Raw genomic sequence first — 17,443 nt, forward strand, 5'->3', positions numbered from 1 at the left:
GGTAAATTCGCCGTATTTTCTTGCCCTCAGCATGTGCCCAAAGTGCTTGCGCGTGCTCGATCATCCCGGCATCGCTCGCGCGCTTCTGACACAAGTTCACACCCAAGTCCGCACACAAGTCCGCGATCATTTCAAATGGCTGTTGCGCCAATCGCGCGGCGTCACGCCAAAGCGTGAATTGAACCAGTTCGTGAACGAACCCTGCTGCGAATAGCCCAGCAATGCGGAAACCCGCCCGATGGGATAACGCGGGTTGCTCATATAGCGCACGGCAAGTTCGCCCCTGACTTCCTCGACCAGACGCGAGAAGCTGGTATGGGCCAATTCCAGTTGGCGCTGCATCGTCCGTACGCTCAAGCGCAAATGCCGGGCAACCAGTTCGACGGTGGCCTGCTCGATGGGCAGCAACAAATAGATCGCCTTGCGCACTTCCAGCGCGGTCGAATCGACACCCGCCACGTTCAGTGAATCCGCGAGGCTCTCGGCATATCGCACCAGCTCCGGGTCAGCGGCGGGATTCGGGTAGTCGAGATCGGCGGCCGCACACACGAAGCCGTTGAAATCGCCGCCGAACTCCAGCGGACAGCCGAAGAAGCGTCGATGAAACGTCAGGTCTTTCGGTCCCTGATGAACAAAATGGACCGAGCGCGGTTTCCAGTGATCGCCGAGCAGGGCGCTGGAGTGGCGCCAGAGAATGCCGACCGCGAGTTCGATCGCCTGATTCGTTGGCGTGCCCGGTTCGACGACCAGGTCTTCGCGGATGGTAACTGTGTCCCCCACGTCCTCGACGTACAGAGCCAAGGCTTCGTTCAACAGATGCCGGTATTCGACGGTGGCCAGCAGCACTTCGCGCAGCGTGCGCTTGTGCGCGAGCAGGAGATTGACGACACCCGTACCGAACTTCTGCCGGGTCTCGGCCATTTGCAGCGCGAAAGTCGGGCATGCGGCCTTTTCGGCCGTCAGCTCCAGCAGCCGGCACGCGGCGGCTGCCGGGATGCGATCGTCCGGATTGGCAAGCGCCGCGGTATCGATCCCGACCTGCTGTGCAAGCTCGACCGGATTCAGTCCGACCCGCCGCGTCACGTCGAAATAGCCGCTCATGGCGACCGAGCGCAACATCGTTTCCATCGCTGTGTCTCCGCACCCGTCTCGCAAGCGCCGCCGCTGTGTCTGGTAATGAAATGCCTACCGCGCGCGCATCTCGGTGTTAACGCGCAGTGGCATGAAATGCTAAAAGGATGGCGCCCAATCATAAAAGTGTAGCGCAGGATTGCCGTATCGTGCGATCTCAACGGTTCATCATGTTCCGACCAGTTTTGATGCGACAGGCCTTGTCGCACGCGTCGGAATACCGTCCCCCTATTGGAGATCACGATGCAATTCCTCGACGATTCGCTGCACCCCGAGAACCAGGACAAGGTTGTCATCACGACCGCTCCGTACGGCCCGGAATGGATGCCCGAGGACTTTCCGGAAGACATTCCGGTGACGATGGCCGAGCAGATCCAGAAGGCCGTCGATTGCTACAACGCGGGCGCGACTGTCCTGCACCTGCATGTGCGTGAACTGGATGGCAAGGGCTCCAAGCGCCTGTCGAAATTCAACGAACTCATCGCGGGTGTCCGCGCGGCCGTGCCGGACATGATCATCCAGGTCGGGGGTTCGATCTCGTTCGCGCCGGAAGACGACGGTCAGGCCGCGAAGTGGCTCTCCGACGACACGCGTCACATGCTGGCCGATCTCGACCCGAGGCCGGATCAGGTGACGGTGGCGATCAACACCACGCAGATGAACATCATGGAGTTGCTCTATCCGGCGTACCTGGAGGGCACCTCGTTGTCCAATCCCGCGCTCATGGCCGCTTATAGCGAAATGACGGTTCCTGCCGGACCCGCATGGGTCGAGGAGCACCTGCGCCGGCTGCAGGCTTCGGGCATTCAGCCGCATTTCCAGCTGACGGGCATCCATGCGCTCGAGACACTTGATCGCCTCGTGCGCAAAGGTGCCTACAAGGGTCCGCTCAACCTGACGTGGATCGGTATCGGCGGGGGCTTCGACGGCCCGAACCCGTTCAACTTCTTCAACTTCGTGCATCGCGCGCCGGACGGCTGCACGCTCACGGCCGAATCGCTGCTCAAGAACGTGTTGCCGTTCAACATGATGGCGCTGGCCATGGGCCTGCATCCTCGCTGCGGCATCGAAGACACGATCATCGACCAGCACGGCAACCGGATGACCTCGGTGCAGCAGATCGAGCAGTGCGTGCGCGTGGCGCGCGAACTGGGCCGCGAGATCGCTTCCGGCAAGGAAGCGCGCGACATCTACCGCATCGGTGTGCAATACGAAACGGTCGGCGAGACGCTCGCGGCCAACGGCATGGCGCCGAATCGCGAGGCCGGTGTGAAGAACCTCCCGTTGCGCGCGGCGTAAAGGATGGAGCGCGGCTGACGCTTCGCGGAGGTCGGGTTCCGGCCAAAGCAGCGCAGGCTAGCTTCCTCAAAGGCAGGGCTCCCCGGTATGCCGGGGAGGGTTGCACGGTATCCATAAAGGCCCCTTTTGCCCGACAGGGAAAAGGCGGCCGCCAACGAGCTGGACACGAAGGAGACGACTCATGTTCACGCATGCTGAGCCCACGACGGCCGATGTATCGACGACGCAACATGGCGTGCGCGCGTATGCGTGGGTGGTATTTGCCTTGACGGTCGGGTTGCTGCTCTCCGACTACATGTCGCGGCAGGTGTTGAATGCGGTGTTTCCAATGCTCAAGGCCACGTGGAATCTTTCCGACACCCGGCTGGGCTCGCTGAGCAGTGTGGTCGCGTTGATGGTCGGCGTGCTGACCTTTCCGCTGTCGGTGCTTGCCGACCGCTGGGGCCGCGTGAAAAGCATTGTCCTGATGGCGGCGATGTGGAGCCTCGCAACGCTCGGCTGTGCGCTCTCGACGAACTATAACGAAATGCTGCTCGCGCGTGCCTTCGTCGGTATCGGTGAAGCCGCCTATGGCAGTGTGGGTATCGCGGTTGTCCTCAGTATCTTTCCGGCCCGGCTGCGCTCCACGCTCACCGCCGCGTTCATGGCCGGAGGGGCATTCGGTTCAGTGCTGGGCATGGCGCTCGGCGGCGCGGTCGCGGCTCATCTCGGCTGGCGCGCGGCGTTCGGCGCAATGGCGGCCCTCGGGATCGTGTTGCTGGTTCTCTACCGGTTTGCCGTCACTGAAAAGCAGCTGGCTCGACTGCAGCCGGCGGGCATGAGCAGGCAAGTGCAGAGCCACGGTGTATGCATGAGCTTCCGGGCGCTGATGAAAGGGCTCTTTTCGACGAAGTCAGTCGTGTGCGCCTACGTCGGCAGCGGTATCCATCTGCTGGTGCCGGCAGCCGTATGGGCGTGGATGCCCAGCTTCCTGAACCGCTACTACGGCATGTCCACCGGCAAAGCGGCAATGAGCGCGGCGGTGTTCGTGCTGGCAACCGCTTTCGGCATGGTGGTGTGCGGAATGCTGGCCGACCGGCTCAGCTCGCATGAACGCGAAAAGAAGTGGAGCACGGCCGTCGCCTTCTGCCTGATCTGCTTCGTGATGCTCACGATCGGTTTCCGGATGCCTGCGGGCCCGGCACAGCTCGTCCTGATCGGCGTCGGCATGTTCTTCAGTGCGGGCGCTACCGGCCCCTCGGGTGCGATGGTGGCGAACCTCACCCCGCCGTCGATCCACGCATCGGCGTTTGCCACCCTGACGCTTGCGAACAACCTGCTGGGGCTCGCGCCCGCTGCCGTCCTGACGGGCATCGTGGCTGACCGGATCGGGCTGATCGGCGCGCTGCAACTCGTGCCGTTTGCACCGCTCGTCGCGGCGGCCGCCTTCTTCATCGGCAAGCGCAGCTATGGCGTCGACCTCGATCGCGTGAGTGCCCTGCGCGAACAGGCCGGGCGCTGAGCCCACGATTAGCCGCGTACTTTAGACCTGGCAAGTGCGCCCGAAAGCAGGACGGGCAGCCCCTTACAGGCCAAATAAATTTGCAGTTCGAGTAAAGGATAGGAGATTCGATATGGCCAAGGCAGTGCGTTTCCATGAAACCGGTGGTCCCGAAGTGTTGCGCTACGAAAACGTTGAAGTGGGCGACCCCGGCCCCGGACAGGTTCGCCTGCGCCATGAAGCAGTGGGCCTGAATTTCGCCGACACTTACTTTCGCACCGGCCTGTACCCTGTGCCGCTGCCTGCAGGCATGGGTGTGGAGGCCGCGGGCGTGGTCGAGGCAATCGGCCCGGACGTGACCAACGTCGCCGTCGGCGATCGCGTCACCTATACCGGCTTTCTCAACACGCTCGGAGCCTACAGCACTGAACGCCTTGTCCCGGCGGCGCCGCTCATCAATCTGCCGGACGCAATTTCCTGCGAAACGGCTGCCGGCATGACGATGCGAGGCCTGACCTCGTCGTACCTGATGCGCCGCATTCACGATTTCAAGGCGGGTGACACCATCCTGCTGCATGCCGCCGCCGGCGGTGTCGGCCTGATCGTGTCGCAATGGGCGAAGCTGCTCGGTCTCACGGTGATTGGCACCGTTTCGAACGAGGCCAAGGGTGAAGTGGCCCGCGCTCATGGCTGCGACCACATCGTCCACTACGGCCGTGAGGACGTCGCGAAACGCGTGCGCGAATTGACCAACGGCGTCGGCGTGGACGTCGTGTTCGACAGCGTCGGCAAGGAGACCTTCGACGCGTCGCTCGATTCGCTCAGGCGCCGTGGCCTGATGGTCTGCGTCGGCACGGCCTCCGGGCCGATCCCGCCGTTCAATCCGCAGATTCTGGCCATGAAGGGCTCGCTCTACCTGACGCGGCCCGCGCTGGCGGACTATATCGCCGATCCCGCCGAGAAGGACGAACTCGCCGGCGAACTCTTCGGGCATGTCGCCGCCGGACGCATCAAGATCGAACTCAACCAGCGGTACGCGCTGGAAGACGCAGCGCAGGCTCATCGCGACCTCGAGTCGCGCAAGACGACCGGCTCGTCAGTCTTCGTCATCTGAGGAAAACGCCATGCAAGTCGACCAATTGACGTACAGCATCGGCGCCGAACTGATCGGCGTGAATCTTGCCGATGCGATCCACGACGACGGTCTGTTCGCCGAGATCCGTGCGGCGCTGCTCCAACACCGGGTGTTGTTCCTGCGCGATCAGGACATCTCGCGCGCCGAGCATGTTGCGTTTGCGCGGCGTTTCGGCGAACTGGAGGACCATCCCGTTGCCGGCAGCGATCCGGAACATCCGGGCCTCGTGCGCATTTACAAGAACCCGGATCAGCCTAACGACCGCTATGAAAACGCGTGGCACGCGGACGCCACCTGGCGCGAAGCGCCGCAGTTCGGCGCTGTCCTGCGCTGCGTGGAGTGTCCGCCGGTCGGCGGCGACACGATGTGGGCAAACATGGTCCTCGCCTACGAGAACCTGCCCGATCACATCAAAACCCAGATTGCGGATCTGCGCGCCCGCCACAGCATCGAGGCGAGCTTTGGTGCCGTAATGCCGATCGAAAAACGTCTCGCGCTTAAGGCGCAATTTCCGGACGCGGAGCATCCCGTTGTTCGCACGCATCCGGAGACCGGCGAGAAGGTGTTGTTCGTGAACGCGTTCGCCACCCATTTCACCAACTACCACACGCCGGCGCGCGTGCGTTTCGGGCAGGACGCTAACCCGGGCGCGGGTGACCTGCTGCGCTACCTGATCAGCCAGGCCTGCATTCCCGAGTATCAAGTCCGCTGGCGCTGGAAACCCAACAGCATCGCGATCTGGGATAACCGCAGCACGCAGCACTATGCAGTGATGGACTACCCGCCGTGTCACCGCAAGATGGAGCGCGCCGGAATTGTCGGCGACAAGCCGTACTGATCGGGCAGCAACCGTCCTGCATGAGATTGGGGATAGTGCTTCGCGCTAACGCTGATCGACAGGGGACCGCTTCATGATTTTCGATAAGACGATATGACACCAACCATCCTTATGGTGCCGGGCCTGCGCGACCACGTCGCCGAGCATTGGCAAACACTGCTGGAGCGCAGGCTGCCCAAGGTAGCCTCGGTGCCGCCGCTCGAGCAAGACAAGCTCAGTTGCGCGGCACGCGTCGCCGCGCTCGATGGTGCCCTCGCGAAAGTCGATGGCCCGGTGATCCTGGTCGCCCACAGCGCGGGCGTGATGATCACCGTGCATTGGGCCCGGCAACACAGCCGCAAGATTCGCGGCGCACTGCTTGCCGCACCGGCCGACCTTGAGACGCCGCTGCCTGCAGGCTATCCGGCCTTCGATGCTATTGCTCAGAACGGCTGGCTGCCCATTCCTCGAAAGCCGCTGCCGTTCCCGAGCATTGTCGGTGCGAGCCGCAACGACCCGCTTGCGCAGTTCGAACGTGTCGAAGCGATGGCGAGCAACTGGGGCAGTCGCCTCGTCGACCTTGGCGAAGTCGGTCTCCTGAATCCGGCTGCGGGATTTGGCGAGTGGCCGATGGCGGAGACGTTGATCAAAGAACTTGAATGACCGGAATCCACTATCCCCAAGGCGTTTTTAAGCGCCATGGTGTCAGTAGTCCAAATCTAAAGGAACAGGAAATGTCACGTCAGATACCGGTTGGCGCGGTGGATGAACTCGCGCCAGGCCAGCGAAAACTGGCCTTCGTCCATGGCCGCAGCATTGTCCTGTTTAACATCGCCGGCACGGTCCACGCCATCGACAACGCGTGCCCCCACAACGGCGCTTCGCTCGCGAGCGGGCGGCTCGACGGATGCGTGCTGAGTTGCCCGGCGCACGGTCTGCGTTTCGACCTGCGCACCGGCCGCATGCCAGGCGCAGGCGGGTTGAGCCTGACGACCTTTCCGGTGCGTGCCATCGACGGAAAGCTGTTCGTGAGTCTCGAGGATCCGGTCATCAGTACCGTGCAGGCACCGGCATGCGATGCCGCATCGCGACACACACCTGTATCCGACGTGGTGACAACCCCGTTTCATTCAAGCAACAAGCCATAAGTAGCCGGGGCCACCCGGCGCGCGCCACACCTGGAGGAGACACAATGAAATTCAAGTCAAGCAGCCTGGCAGTGCTGATAGTTTGTTCAGCGGCCGCTCATGCCCAGTCGTCGGTCACGCTTTACGGCGTACTCGACGCCGGACTGCTTTATCAGAGCACCACAGCCGCATCGTTTCAGCCGAACGCGCGTAACCTGGGGCATGTTTATCAACTCAAGGACGGCGGCATTTACTCCAGCTTCTGGGGGCTGAAGGGAAGCGAAGACATCGGCGGCGGATACAAAATCACGTTCAAACTGCAAGGCACGTTCAACACCACCAACGGCAAGTTCGGGCTGTCCGACACGCCGGGGACGACCGCGCTCTTCAACCAGTTTGCGACGATTGGAGCAACGGGACCGTTCGGCGCGTTCGACGCCGGCCGGCAGATCATCCCGATGATCTACGCGATGTCGGAAACGGACGTGCGCGGCGCGCAGTACTTTGGCAGCATCCTGACCGCCTGGCTGGGCATGAATCAGGCGGCCGGCTGGCCCGGCACCAGCACGAACGCTCCGATCGGTGCGCTGTATGACAGTAACGCGCTGGTCTACTCGTCGCCGAAATTCTATGGCGCGTCGCTCGCGCTCGAGTTCGCGCCGGGAGGCAACGCAGGGCAGTTCCAGGGCGGCACGCGAGAGTCGGCCGTGCTCAAGTATTCGAACTACGGTCTGAATCTGGCCGCGGTGTACTACAACGGGCACGACACCAATCCATACCCGGCCAATTACCCGACGGGTCCGGCCGTTCCGGCGACAGGCCTCGCCAATAACCGCTTCTATTATTTCGGCGCGATGTACACGATCAGCGGATTCTCGTTGTCCGCCTCGTACAGCGTCGGCAAGAATCCGGCGAAGAGCACCACCTACGACTTCGAGATGATTTCGGGCGGCCTTGGCTACCAGTTCAATCCGGTCTTCAAGGTGACGTCCGGCTACTACTATCTGAAGGACCGAAACAATTCGGCGAATCACTCGAGCGAAATCGCGGTGGGCGCGGAATACAGCTTGTCGAAGGCGACGAGGGCTTACGCGCAGGTCGGCTATGTGGACAACAAGGGAACGATGAACCAGACGATCGTCTATGGCACACCGGTCGCACCCGGCGTCTCGACCACGGCGGCGATGGTTGGCATCCGCCATACCTTCTGATCCCGCCACCCCTATCAAACGGAGCAGAACCATGAAGAAAACCAAGGCACTCGGATTGACGATCGCCGCGTTGGGCGCTGCGGTGTCCATGAGCGCGTGGTCCCAGACCGCGCAGGTAGCCAGCGCACCAGCTGTTGCGCAAGGCTCGTCGGCGCAGGCGGCATCGGGTGCGGCCGCACCCACGGGGAGGAAAGCTGATCGCGCGCTGCGCCGGAAGGTGTATGCCGCCATTGGCAAATACAAGGAGATCGACGCCGGAGACATCAGTGTCACCACGAAGGACGGCGCGGTGACACTGAACGGCACAGTTGCGGAGACTGTCCAGATCGCCAAGGCCGAGGCGATCGCGAGAAGCGTCCCAGGCGTGACGTCGGTGAGCAACAAGCTGACGGTCAAGAAACCGTTTGGCGGCATGTAAGCTGCGTTAGTCAAGCGTGAGCTCGAAGACGGCTGCTCTCGCTCACTTCTACCCGTCCTGCAGTTGCGCGTGATTCCTACGCGCGACGAAGCGCCCGTCTGCCGTTTGATCAACGCATGTCGATGGTCTGGCTTTCCCTCAAGCTCAACTGCCGCCGGCGCCAAAGTTCGAAGCCGGCCGGCTCCATTGCTTACGGGGGAGATGAAGGCATTGCCTGCTCGATGTGATTAGAACCGATTGCGCTGGCTGGGATCGAATTGGGGATCGGGTGATCGCTGCGTTTGCCGCAGGACGCCCTGATCGTCGAAATAGAAGTTGTATATCAAATGATCGATGTTGTTCTCCATGTACCGGTAGGACCAGACTTCCCGGCTCACGCGCTTGAAGTAGGAGGTTTCGAAAGGGCGGCCGAAGTTGACTAACACGTCGTCCCGGGTCCACTTTCCCACTTCGGCACGATGGAACTCATTGTCTCGAAGTACTTGCCGGACACCGAGCACTTTGCCTGAAGCGTCGATGTCCGCTGCCGTCGTCGTCGTTCCCATGGGCTGGGTCGGCCACATCAGCCGCTTGCCGCCGTTTGGTAGATCGTACGTTTCCTTCGGCGGGCCGAGGCGTGCAACAAGTTCGGACTGATCTGCGCCAGCGGCTACCTGTTGATGCGGTGGGGTGCAGCCCGCGAGCACCAACCCCGTGTAAGCCATGATCAGAAATGCAAGTCGGTTAAGCATGAAAGCCTCCGCTAAAAGTGATTGCGTCTGGCAGTCTCGCTTTCATGGAGCGTTGCGCCGCGGCTCGATGAACGGAGTGGGGCGCGCGCTGCTGTCACGTGGATCCGTTACGCTCGAAGGGACGACGCGGCGCCGACCGCCTTGACGCGTGAATTGTGTCCAGGGCAACGCGACGAAAGATCCAGCGTGTTATCGGTGAATGGGCTGGCTGACGCAAAACCGTAATCAACATTCATTTTGTTGGTCACTGGCTATTTGTAAAATCGAGGATAGTTATCCTTATCAGATAGCTTCATCGACAGCGTTAGGATACTTTGCTGTTTCCGGGCCCGCAGCTTCGAAGTCGCGCAACCTGCCACTTGAATTCGCACTACCGTCATTTGTCCTGACCGGCGTTAACAGGCCGTTGCCATCTACCTTGAAACTGAAGCCGCGCCAGTTGACCCGCGTCGACAGAAAACTCGCCAGGAAGATCGAAAAGGACACGATGTCCCAGAACGGCAGAAGCCAAAGGCCGCGAAGTGGCTGCCCCAGCGAGCGGTCCGACAGGACTTTCAACGCTTGCCGCGCGAGCAGCGCGAGCGCAGCAAGCAGCCAGGCCCAGGCGGCGCCTCTGGAAAGCAGCACGGCCAACACGGCAAAGGCGAATGGATGAATCAGCGCTGAGCCTAGAGCGTGTTAGGCACTTTGAAGTACTGGCACTGCGTGAACGAGCATGAGCATTGCGAAGACCATGAAATGAAGTCCTGCAAGGGTTTCGGGCAGCCGTTCATAATCACGTGCGAGACGGCGGAAACGGTTGAGCCAGCCAAAGCTGCGCTCGACCACCCACCGCCGGGGCAGCAGCACGAAGCCCTTTTTCGCTTCCTCCGGTTTGATTACCTGCAGTTCAATACCTTCATCAAGCGCGGCCTGCGCTGGCTCTTTGCCCGTGTATCCCTGATCGGCAAATGCCACTTTGACCGTGTGCCCCGTTACCTGCTGGATCTGACGCGCAAGCTCCGCTACCTGGGCGCGCTCCTGTTCGTTGGCCGGCGTCACATGTACCGCCAGCAACTGTCCCAAAGTGTCTACCGCAATGTGCACCTTGCTGCCACGCTTGCGCTTATAACCGTCATAGCCCGCACGCGGGCCGCTCTCGCAAGTCGACTGTATCGTGCGACCATCCAGGATGACGGCGCTGGGCTGTCCCTGCCGTCCCTGTGCCACGCGTATTATCGAGCGCAGATCACAGACCATGTTCTCAAAACAGCCTGCCTGTAACCAGCGTTGAGTCTGCTGATAAACCAGTTCCCAAGGTGGGAAATCATTGGGCAGCATCCTCCACGGCGCGCCGGCCCGAGCCATCCAGCGCAATGCATCAAACATGTCACGCAGTTCGTATTTGCGCTGCGGCGCGGTGACGTCCATCAGCGTCAGATAGGGTGCTGCGAAGCTCCATTCTTCGTCGGACACATCGGTCGGATACCCTTTGCGATCTGCTCTTTTCATCCCGCCAGGATACCAGGTCTCCTGCAAAGTGCCTAACACGCTCTAGATGGCCGAGTGGATCGATTGTCCGGATGGTTCGGCTCCAGCGCAATTCGTGTGCAATCAGCTTGGCGGCGCTGGTCTCGCCGCAGGCGTGAGACACCGTGAACGGCGGAATCACCACCTTCTCGCCAGTCATGCGCACCGCTTCGCCGATCGCATGGTCCTCCGCCAGGTGATGCACGAACTTGGCAAAGCCACCAATCTTCTCGAGCGTTGCCCGCCGCATTGCAATCGTCTGCCCAAAGCACGGACGCGCGAGGCCAAGCGCAAGCCCGGTGACGACGCTGGGCAGGAACTGGTAATTGGTCGCCATGGCCGACAGGCGGGGCCAGAAACCCGGATCGGGCTGTCCGCGATAGATGCAGGTGACGAGGCCCACGCCAGGCTTCTGCAACTCGCCGATCACATTGCGCAGATAACCGCTGCTCACGCTCACGTCGCTGTCCGCGAACACCAGCACATCATGCCGCGCCTCGGGCAACATGTTGAGAATGTTGCTCATCTTTCGATTGGGACCATAGAGTCGCGCATCAGCCACGACGGTGATATGTGCTCTGGGGTATAACAGACGCAGTTGTTCGACCGTTTGCAACGCTGGATCTTCCGCGTCGTGCACGCCGAACAGGAAGTGCACCGGGCCTGGATAGTCCTGCTCGCAGAAGCTCGACAGGTTGCCAAGCAAGGACCACTCGTCACCGTGCAGCGGTTTGACGATCGTGACGGGCGGAAAGCAGGTGGGCTGCGATGTCGTACGGGAAAAGAAACGCCCCATTAATGCGCCGGCGAGCAGCGTATACACAATCCCCAGCGCGGCACCCATGGCGCACAGAAGCGCAAGCCCGATGAGAAACATAGGTTCCCCGTGAAGAGGATCGTCGAAGGCGGGACGTCTTATTCGTTGATGTTCGGAAGTATAGGGGGTTTGTCGCCTTTTGCCGAAAGCTGATGTCGAACTTTTTTTGCGCCGACTTTCATTCCAGCGTCACGCGATGACAAGAACGCCGCACACGTCCCGGGACGCAGATGGCGGCAGGCCGGCGCTGAACGTCACCCACCCGGGGTGGTTAATTTGCCTGGCGGTCATAGCAACCCGCAGTGCTTACAGTTCGCCAACGGGTAACGTCATCTCACGGCATCCCTAACTAGACTAGGCGAAAAAAACCCTTCCTGTCGAGCGCGAGATTCGTAGTATTCTTGAACGTCCCTTCGTTTCCTGGCGACAGCGGCCATTCCGCTCCGCTGCTTCAATCCCATTCGGTTTCATGGGGCGATGATGGTTCTATCTATTCTTGCTGTCTGCGCTTGCTGTCTGCGCATTTCGTTGTGGGGAGGGTAGCGTCAATGCCATCTATTGCAGCGACCGACTCAACGTTGAGTGCATGAATCAACTTCCCGTGCGTTGCCGACGCCCAGCGAGTTTCGGCGGGTGATGGATTCCGCGCATGCAGGCCATTTTCTTCGAGAGCATCTATGAAAACACTGTTTTTGCAGGCACCTTCATTCGATGGCTTCGATGGTGGAGCAGGGTCGCGTTTCCAGACGAAGCGTGAGATCCGTTCATTCTGGTATCCGACGTGGCTCGCCCAGCCCGCCGCGCTGATCGAGAATAGCCGCGTTCTGGATGCGCAAGCAGATGGCCTGTCCCTGGAGGCGTCGCTAGATATTGCTCAAGAGTGCGACCTCGTCATCATTCATACAAGCACACCTTCGTTTCCGAGCGACGCGCAATTCGCAGAGCACTTAAAGAAGCGCAAGCCCACGATACAGGTCGGGATGGTTGGCGCGAAAGTCGCCGTCGATCCGCATGGATCGCTTACGGCATGCGACGCTATCGACTTCGTGTGCCGCGAGGAATTCGACTTCACGTGTCGCGACATTGCGCAGGGTCTTCCGTTCGAGTCGATTCTCGGCCTGAGCTACCGTCTGCCCGACGGCGCAATCATGCACAACGAAGCCCGGCCCATTCTTGAAGATATGGACGAGTTGCCATTCGTTGCGCCCATCTACAAGCGCGACCTCAAGACAGAGAATTATTTCAGTGGCTACCTCAAGCATCCGTATGTTTCCATCTATACGGGGCGAGGTTGCAAATCGAGGTGCACCTTTTGCCTCTGGCCGCAAACGGTCGGAGGTCATCGCTATCGCACGCGGTCAGTCGAGAATGTGCTTGAAGAAGTGAAATGGATCAGGGACAACATGCCCGAAATCAAGGAGATCATGTTCGACGACGACACGTTTACCGATTTGAAACCGAGAGCCGAGGAAATCGCCCGTGGCCTTGGTAAGTTAGGTGTGACGTGGTCGTGCAACGCGAAAGCGAATGTGCCTTATTCCACCCTCAAGGTGATGAAGGAGAACGGCCTGCGACTCCTGCTTGTCGGTTACGAATCAGGCGACGACCAGATTCTCGTGAATGTCAAAAAGGGCTTGCGAACCGATATGGCCCGGCGTTTTACTGAAGATTGCCGTAAGCTCGGCATCAAGATCCACGGCACCTTCATTCTGGGGCTGCCTGGTGAAACGCGCGAGACGATCCAGAAAACCATCGAATACGCGAAAGAGATCAATCCGCACACGATCCAGGTGTCGCTTGCGGCGCCCTATCCGGGTACGAGCCTTCACAAGCAAGCAATCGAGAATGGCTGGCTGCAAGAGAGCAAGGTCATCAACCTCGTCAGTTCCACGGGGGTCCAGGTTTCAGCAATCGGCTATCCGCACTTGTCGCGCGAAGAGATCTATCGTGGCGTCGAGGAATTCTATAAACGCTTCTACTTCAGACCGGCAAAGATCTGGGAAATTGTCCGCGAGATGCTGGTGAGTTGGGAGATGATGAAACGGCGCTTGCAGGAAGGTGTGGAGTTCTTCAGATTTCTCAGGGCGCGCGAGGCTTAAAGAGCTTATCTGAAGCCACGTTTTTTCCGGCCTTGCGCGCGGAAACAAACGTGGCTGCAGTGGCGAGATGGAATTATCGATCGAACCATCGATACTGTAGCGTCAGGGTAACGGACGTAAAGTCGCCACCTGCACGGGTTACAAGACCATGCGATAACGCGAGCTTGGTGGACCATCCGCGCGCAATCGGTGCGGACACCGTCACACCGTATCGCACGTTGGCCTGTCGATCTTCCGCTTCCACGTCGTTGGTCGAGGTCCGGCCGCCACTGGTGTATCCGAGGTCGCCGGCAAGCCAGAACCCGGGGCGGAACGTGTAGCCGCCGTGCAATTGAAAAGTCATCAGCGGGGCCTGAGTTCGCTGCGCACCGTTAAAGAACTCATTGTTGCTCGTAAAGAACCATACCCCCGCGGACCCATCGACGAACCACTTGCCAAGAGTCTGCGACACGCCGAACTCCGGCTTGAATGACCATCGGTTGGTTCCGATGTTGACTAATCGTGACCCAACGTATTGTCCCGTGGGCGCGATGATCGTCAAGCTGGTCCCGACCGCGGTTGCGGATTCATGCGCGGCAAACGCATCCGGAGGCAACGGCGGATTGCCGAACAGATTGAAGGCGAAGCGCAGCCGCATATCGCCCAGGCCAGAACGATGGACTTCTGTTGCCGAATCGAGAACATCTCCGCTGACGTTCCCGCGCGCGAACGGCAGCGCTATCCCCAGCGATGCCGTGTGCCCGAGAAAGCCAAACGTCGACACATAGGCGAGTGACCACAGATTGAACTGTGCACGCACCCCCGAGATGGGTAAGGACGAATCCGTCAGGACGTCGCCGGACAAGTGCGACCACGATGAGACCAGAAAATGCGTGCCAACCGGAGACGGAGAATAGGTGCGCGGTTCGAGTTCTTGAGCACACGCCACGCCGACCGGAAACAGAAGTCCAGCTGCGGTATTGCGCATCAGAGCCCAACGGCATGGACGATGCCTCATGGTCGGCTTGGGCAGGCGGCCATAGGCAACCTGGCTGGCCGCAAAATTTAAAGTGTAGAGGAGGGCACGATGTACGCAGCGTACCGTTCGCCTGATGACACAGGAATAAGACTTTGGTCCGATTTCATGCGATAGCCGCGGGCCATACCATGAAACGATTTCGGGTCGGGCTGGTGTGCTGCGAGCGCCCCGCATAGCGAACGCTGCATGCTGGACGCTACGCTACCCAAAGCGTGTGTGCAGGCATCAAGAACGCGACTGCCGTCTCCCGGTGGTGATCATTTCTTGTTCCTTTCCGAGGGTTGCGCAATGGATGCAGGAGCACAGTTGTCCCGCAGTCAGGATATCGCCACGAAGATTACTCGCGTGTTGCAGAAGCGCACACACGGCGCACAGGAACGGTTGACTCAACGTGTGCGCGATGCGCTTGATGGAGATCGTGCCGTCAAGCATGCCGCACATACAGTGGCTGCGCCGTTCGACCCATTGCAGGCATGGCAATACGCGATCGACGTTGCGCAGCGCTCGTTGCTGTTTTGGGACGTTCTGGTCGAGCGCGGCACCGAGTTCGTGGAGCGAAACGCGCAAGGGCCGACCCCCGTGCTGCATTTCGACTACGACGTCATTCTCGACGGGCGGCAATTCGAGCGGCCCGTGAACTATGCGCTGCTCCAGCTTCGCCCGCCGGAAGGCGTGGTGGTGGACGCGAATAAGCGCCCTTATCTCATCATCGATCCCCGCGCGGGACATGGCCCGGGCATCGGTGGCTTCAAGGACGATTCGCAAGCCGGGGTGGCACTTCGCGCGGGACATCCTGTGTATTTCGTGGTGTTCTTTCGTGATCCCGAACCTGGTCAGACACTGCTCGATGTCTGCACGGCAGAGCAGCAGTTCGTGAGGAAGGTGCGTGCGCGGCATCCGTCAGGCCCGAAGCCGGCTATCATCGGCAACTGCCAGGGCGGCTGGGCCGCGATGATGCTGGCCAGTTCCGATCCCGACGAAACCGGACCCGTCGTTATCAACGGTGCGCCGATGTCGTACTGGAGCGGCGCGTGGAGCGAAGGTGAGAGCGACAATCCAATGCGATACGCGGGCGGGATCCTCGGCGGTTCGTGGCTCGCGTCGTATGCGGCGGATCTCGGCGACGGCAAGTTTGACGGAGCCCATCTGGTCCAGAACTTCGAAAACCTGAACCCCGCCAATTCGCTATGGGACAAGTATTACCATCTGTTCTCGAACATCGATACGGAGCCGCCTCGTTTTCTGGAGTTCGAGCGCTGGTGGGGCAGCTACTACCTGATGAATCGCGAGGAAATTGAGTGGATCACGCGCAATCTCTTCGTCGGCAACAAGCTGTGGTCTGGCGAAGTGAGCAGCAGCGGCGGGAAGCCATTCGATTTGCGCGAGATCCGCTCGCCGATCATTCTCTTCGCTTCGATGGGCGACAACATCACGCCACCTCAACAGGCGTTCAATTGGGTCGCCGATATTTATAAGAGTACAGAAGAAATCAAGTCGCGCGGACAGGTGATCGTTGGTCTCATGCATCAGGACATCGGTCACCTCGGCATCTTTGTATCTGGCAAAGTCGCAAGAAAGGAGCATACGCAGATCGTTTCCGTGCTGGAAACGATCGAGACGTTCCCGCCGGGCCTTTACGGCATGTCGATCAAGGAAGTAAAGAGCGATTCGGGGGAAACCGGATACGAAGTCGAATTCAGCGAACATCGGCTCGAAGAGATCGCCGCGCATTTCAACCGTTTCGAGCGCGTGGACGAGAAACCGTTCGAAGCGGTTGCCGCTCTGTCAGACTTCAATCAGCGGGCGTACGAACTCTTCACCCAACCCATTGTGCAGTCTTTGAGCAATGAGACGACGGCCCGCATGCTGCGCGAGTTTCATCCGCTTCGTTTCCAGCGTTGGGCACTGTCCGACATGAACCCCTGGCTCGGCTGGCTGCATCCTGCCGCCAAGGCGGTCAAGGAAAACCGCCAACCGGTTGATCCAGAAAACCCGTGGCATAAGGCCGAGAAAACCGGGTCCGACATCGTGAGCGCTTCGCTCGACTATTACCGGGCGATGCGCGATGCCGCGACCGAGGCAACGTTTTTCGGCATCTACGCGAATATCTACTCGATCTATCTCGCCGACCGCAATCCGCATGCGAACCGCACGGATTCGGTCCCGGCCGATCCTCGTGATCTGCCGTTTGTGCGCACAGCGCTTCAGGCGATCGGAGAGGGTGGCTACACCGAGGCGCTGGCCCGTGCGGCTTTTCTTCTCGCGCGCAAGGGCGAGCCCTTACCGCTGGCCCGCCTGGAGATGCGCAAGGAATTGGCTGAGAGCTACGCTGACTATCTTCCCGACATTGCTGCCGACCAGTGGCGGCGCATTCGGGGCGAGCAGGAAATTATCGCCAGCTACGAACCCGATCAGGCGATCGCCACGCTGCCGACTCTACTCGCACATGACGAGGACAGAAGCCGCTTTCTAGAGTTGATCGACAAACTCGTCGCGGACGAGCGCGTACTGAATTCAGCGCCTACCGACGCGCAACGGTCGGCCCTCGAACGCATCCGCTCGGTACTCATGCCGCGCCCCGAACGCAAGCGTCCGGTTGCGGTGCCCGACCGGGTGCGCCGATGAGCCCGCACGCCACAGCAGAACCGACG

General features: G+C 60.4%; 14 protein-coding genes and 2 pseudogenes. 10 read left to right on the top strand and 6 right to left on the bottom strand.

From position 1 onward, the window contains the following. Window positions 1-126: 126 nt before the first annotated feature. Window positions 127-1,128 carry an AraC family transcriptional regulator gene (locus P0D71_RS27735; RefSeq protein ID WP_408483107.1) on the bottom strand — a complete coding sequence of 334 codons (1,002 nt, stop codon included), beginning with the start codon at window positions 1,126-1,128 and terminating at the stop codon, window positions 127-129. A 246-nt stretch (window positions 1,129-1,374) separates the two neighbouring features. Here P0D71_RS27735 and P0D71_RS27740 point away from each other — a divergent pair, with 246 nt between their 5' ends. From P0D71_RS27740 to P0D71_RS27775, 8 genes are all read left to right on the top strand, one after another. Then, on the top strand, window positions 1,375-2,430 hold the full coding sequence (locus P0D71_RS27740) for a beta-keto acid cleavage family enzyme (RefSeq protein WP_408483108.1): 1,056 nt from the start codon (window positions 1,375-1,377) through the stop codon (window positions 2,428-2,430). A 181-nt stretch (window positions 2,431-2,611) separates the two neighbouring features. Continuing rightward, window positions 2,612-3,931 (top strand): MFS transporter, encoded by a 1,320-nt coding sequence (locus tag P0D71_RS27745; RefSeq protein ID WP_408483109.1) that lies wholly within the window; start codon window positions 2,612-2,614, stop codon window positions 3,929-3,931. A gap of 112 nt (window positions 3,932-4,043) precedes the next feature. Next, window positions 4,044-5,024, top strand: a complete 981-nt coding sequence (locus tag P0D71_RS27750; protein ID WP_408483110.1) for a quinone oxidoreductase family protein — start codon at window positions 4,044-4,046, stop codon at window positions 5,022-5,024. 10 nt (window positions 5,025-5,034) lie between these two features. Continuing rightward, window positions 5,035-5,883, top strand: coding sequence for a TauD/TfdA dioxygenase family protein (locus P0D71_RS27755; protein WP_091795523.1), 849 nt, complete (start codon window positions 5,035-5,037; stop codon window positions 5,881-5,883). A gap of 93 nt (window positions 5,884-5,976) precedes the next feature. Then, window positions 5,977-6,525 carry an RBBP9/YdeN family alpha/beta hydrolase gene (locus P0D71_RS27760; RefSeq protein WP_408483111.1) on the top strand — a complete coding sequence of 183 codons (549 nt, stop codon included), beginning with the start codon at window positions 5,977-5,979 and terminating at the stop codon, window positions 6,523-6,525. Next, on the top strand, window positions 6,522-7,010 hold the full coding sequence (locus P0D71_RS27765; RefSeq protein ID WP_408483112.1) for a Rieske (2Fe-2S) protein: 489 nt from the start codon (window positions 6,522-6,524) through the stop codon (window positions 7,008-7,010). Before P0D71_RS27760 ends, P0D71_RS27765 begins: the two co-directional genes overlap by 4 nt. Window positions 7,011-7,054: 44 nt before the next feature. Further along, complete coding sequence (locus P0D71_RS27770; protein ID WP_408483113.1) at window positions 7,055-8,200, top strand: porin; 1,146 nt, start codon at window positions 7,055-7,057, stop codon at window positions 8,198-8,200. Window positions 8,201-8,231: 31 nt separating this feature from the next. Beyond that, the gene (locus P0D71_RS27775; protein WP_408483114.1) at window positions 8,232-8,618 is read left to right on the top strand and encodes a BON domain-containing protein; all 387 of its coding nucleotides are present in this window, start codon (window positions 8,232-8,234) and stop codon (window positions 8,616-8,618) included. A 227-nt stretch (window positions 8,619-8,845) separates the two neighbouring features. On the opposite strand, the gene P0D71_RS27780 is transcribed toward P0D71_RS27775, so the two are convergent. From P0D71_RS27780 to hpnI, 4 genes and pseudogenes are all read right to left on the bottom strand, one after another. Then, entirely contained in the window at window positions 8,846-9,349 is a 504-nt protein-coding gene (locus tag P0D71_RS27780) for a hypothetical protein (protein WP_408185284.1), read from the bottom strand. A 393-nt stretch (window positions 9,350-9,742) separates the two neighbouring features. After that, window positions 9,743-10,021 (bottom strand): annotated as a pseudogene (locus P0D71_RS27785) (glycosyltransferase); the annotation flags it as partial. Between the two features lie 6 nt (window positions 10,022-10,027). Then, window positions 10,028-10,840, bottom strand: coding sequence for an IS5 family transposase (locus P0D71_RS27790; RefSeq protein WP_408483115.1), 813 nt, complete (start codon window positions 10,838-10,840; stop codon window positions 10,028-10,030). Window positions 10,841-10,883: 43 nt separating this feature from the next. Then, a pseudogene (gene hpnI, locus P0D71_RS27795) lies at window positions 10,884-11,735 on the bottom strand (bacteriohopanetetrol glucosamine biosynthesis glycosyltransferase HpnI); the annotation flags it as partial. Window positions 11,736-12,352: 617 nt separating this feature from the next. Here hpnI and hpnJ point away from each other — a divergent pair. Continuing rightward, complete coding sequence (hpnJ, locus tag P0D71_RS27800; protein WP_408483116.1) at window positions 12,353-13,774, top strand: hopanoid biosynthesis associated radical SAM protein HpnJ; 1,422 nt, start codon at window positions 12,353-12,355, stop codon at window positions 13,772-13,774. A gap of 73 nt (window positions 13,775-13,847) precedes the next feature. Here the strand turns inward: hpnJ and P0D71_RS27805 are convergent, their stop codons facing one another. Next, window positions 13,848-14,741: a transporter gene (locus P0D71_RS27805; RefSeq protein ID WP_408483117.1), complete on the bottom strand. Its 894-nt coding sequence runs from the start codon at window positions 14,739-14,741 to the stop codon at window positions 13,848-13,850. A 339-nt stretch (window positions 14,742-15,080) separates the two neighbouring features. Between P0D71_RS27805 and P0D71_RS27810 the strand changes: the two genes are divergently transcribed. Continuing rightward, the gene (locus P0D71_RS27810; RefSeq protein ID WP_408483118.1) at window positions 15,081-17,417 is read left to right on the top strand and encodes a DUF3141 domain-containing protein; all 2,337 of its coding nucleotides are present in this window, start codon (window positions 15,081-15,083) and stop codon (window positions 17,415-17,417) included. The last annotated feature ends 26 nt before the right edge of the window (window positions 17,418-17,443 follow it).

This window comes from Paraburkholderia sp. RL17-383-BIF-A (assembly GCF_046028015.1).
In the GTDB taxonomy this organism is placed as follows: domain Bacteria; phylum Pseudomonadota; class Gammaproteobacteria; order Burkholderiales; family Burkholderiaceae; genus Paraburkholderia.

Coding starts and splice junctions, on each gene's coding strand:
- P0D71_RS27745 (WP_408483109.1), top strand. CDS start 2,612: ATGTTCACGCATGCTGAGCCCACGACGGCCGATGTATCGACGACGCAA.
- P0D71_RS27770 (WP_408483113.1), top strand. CDS start 7,055: ATGAAATTCAAGTCAAGCAGCCTGGCAGTGCTGATAGTTTGTTCAGCG.
- P0D71_RS27765 (WP_408483112.1), top strand. CDS start 6,522: ATGACCGGAATCCACTATCCCCAAGGCGTTTTTAAGCGCCATGGTGTC.
- P0D71_RS27775 (WP_408483114.1), top strand. CDS start 8,232: ATGAAGAAAACCAAGGCACTCGGATTGACGATCGCCGCGTTGGGCGCT.
- P0D71_RS27780 (WP_408185284.1), bottom strand. CDS start 9,349: ATGCTTAACCGACTTGCATTTCTGATCATGGCTTACACGGGGTTGGTG.
- P0D71_RS27740 (WP_408483108.1), top strand. CDS start 1,375: ATGCAATTCCTCGACGATTCGCTGCACCCCGAGAACCAGGACAAGGTT.
- P0D71_RS27760 (WP_408483111.1), top strand. CDS start 5,977: ATGACACCAACCATCCTTATGGTGCCGGGCCTGCGCGACCACGTCGCC.
- P0D71_RS27750 (WP_408483110.1), top strand. CDS start 4,044: ATGGCCAAGGCAGTGCGTTTCCATGAAACCGGTGGTCCCGAAGTGTTG.
- P0D71_RS27790 (WP_408483115.1), bottom strand. CDS start 10,840: ATGAAAAGAGCAGATCGCAAAGGGTATCCGACCGATGTGTCCGACGAA.
- hpnJ (WP_408483116.1), top strand. CDS start 12,353: ATGAAAACACTGTTTTTGCAGGCACCTTCATTCGATGGCTTCGATGGT.
- P0D71_RS27735 (WP_408483107.1), bottom strand. CDS start 1,128: ATGGAAACGATGTTGCGCTCGGTCGCCATGAGCGGCTATTTCGACGTG.
- P0D71_RS27810 (WP_408483118.1), top strand. CDS start 15,081: ATGGATGCAGGAGCACAGTTGTCCCGCAGTCAGGATATCGCCACGAAG.
- P0D71_RS27805 (WP_408483117.1), bottom strand. CDS start 14,741: ATGCGCAATACCGCAGCTGGACTTCTGTTTCCGGTCGGCGTGGCGTGT.
- P0D71_RS27755 (WP_091795523.1), top strand. CDS start 5,035: ATGCAAGTCGACCAATTGACGTACAGCATCGGCGCCGAACTGATCGGC.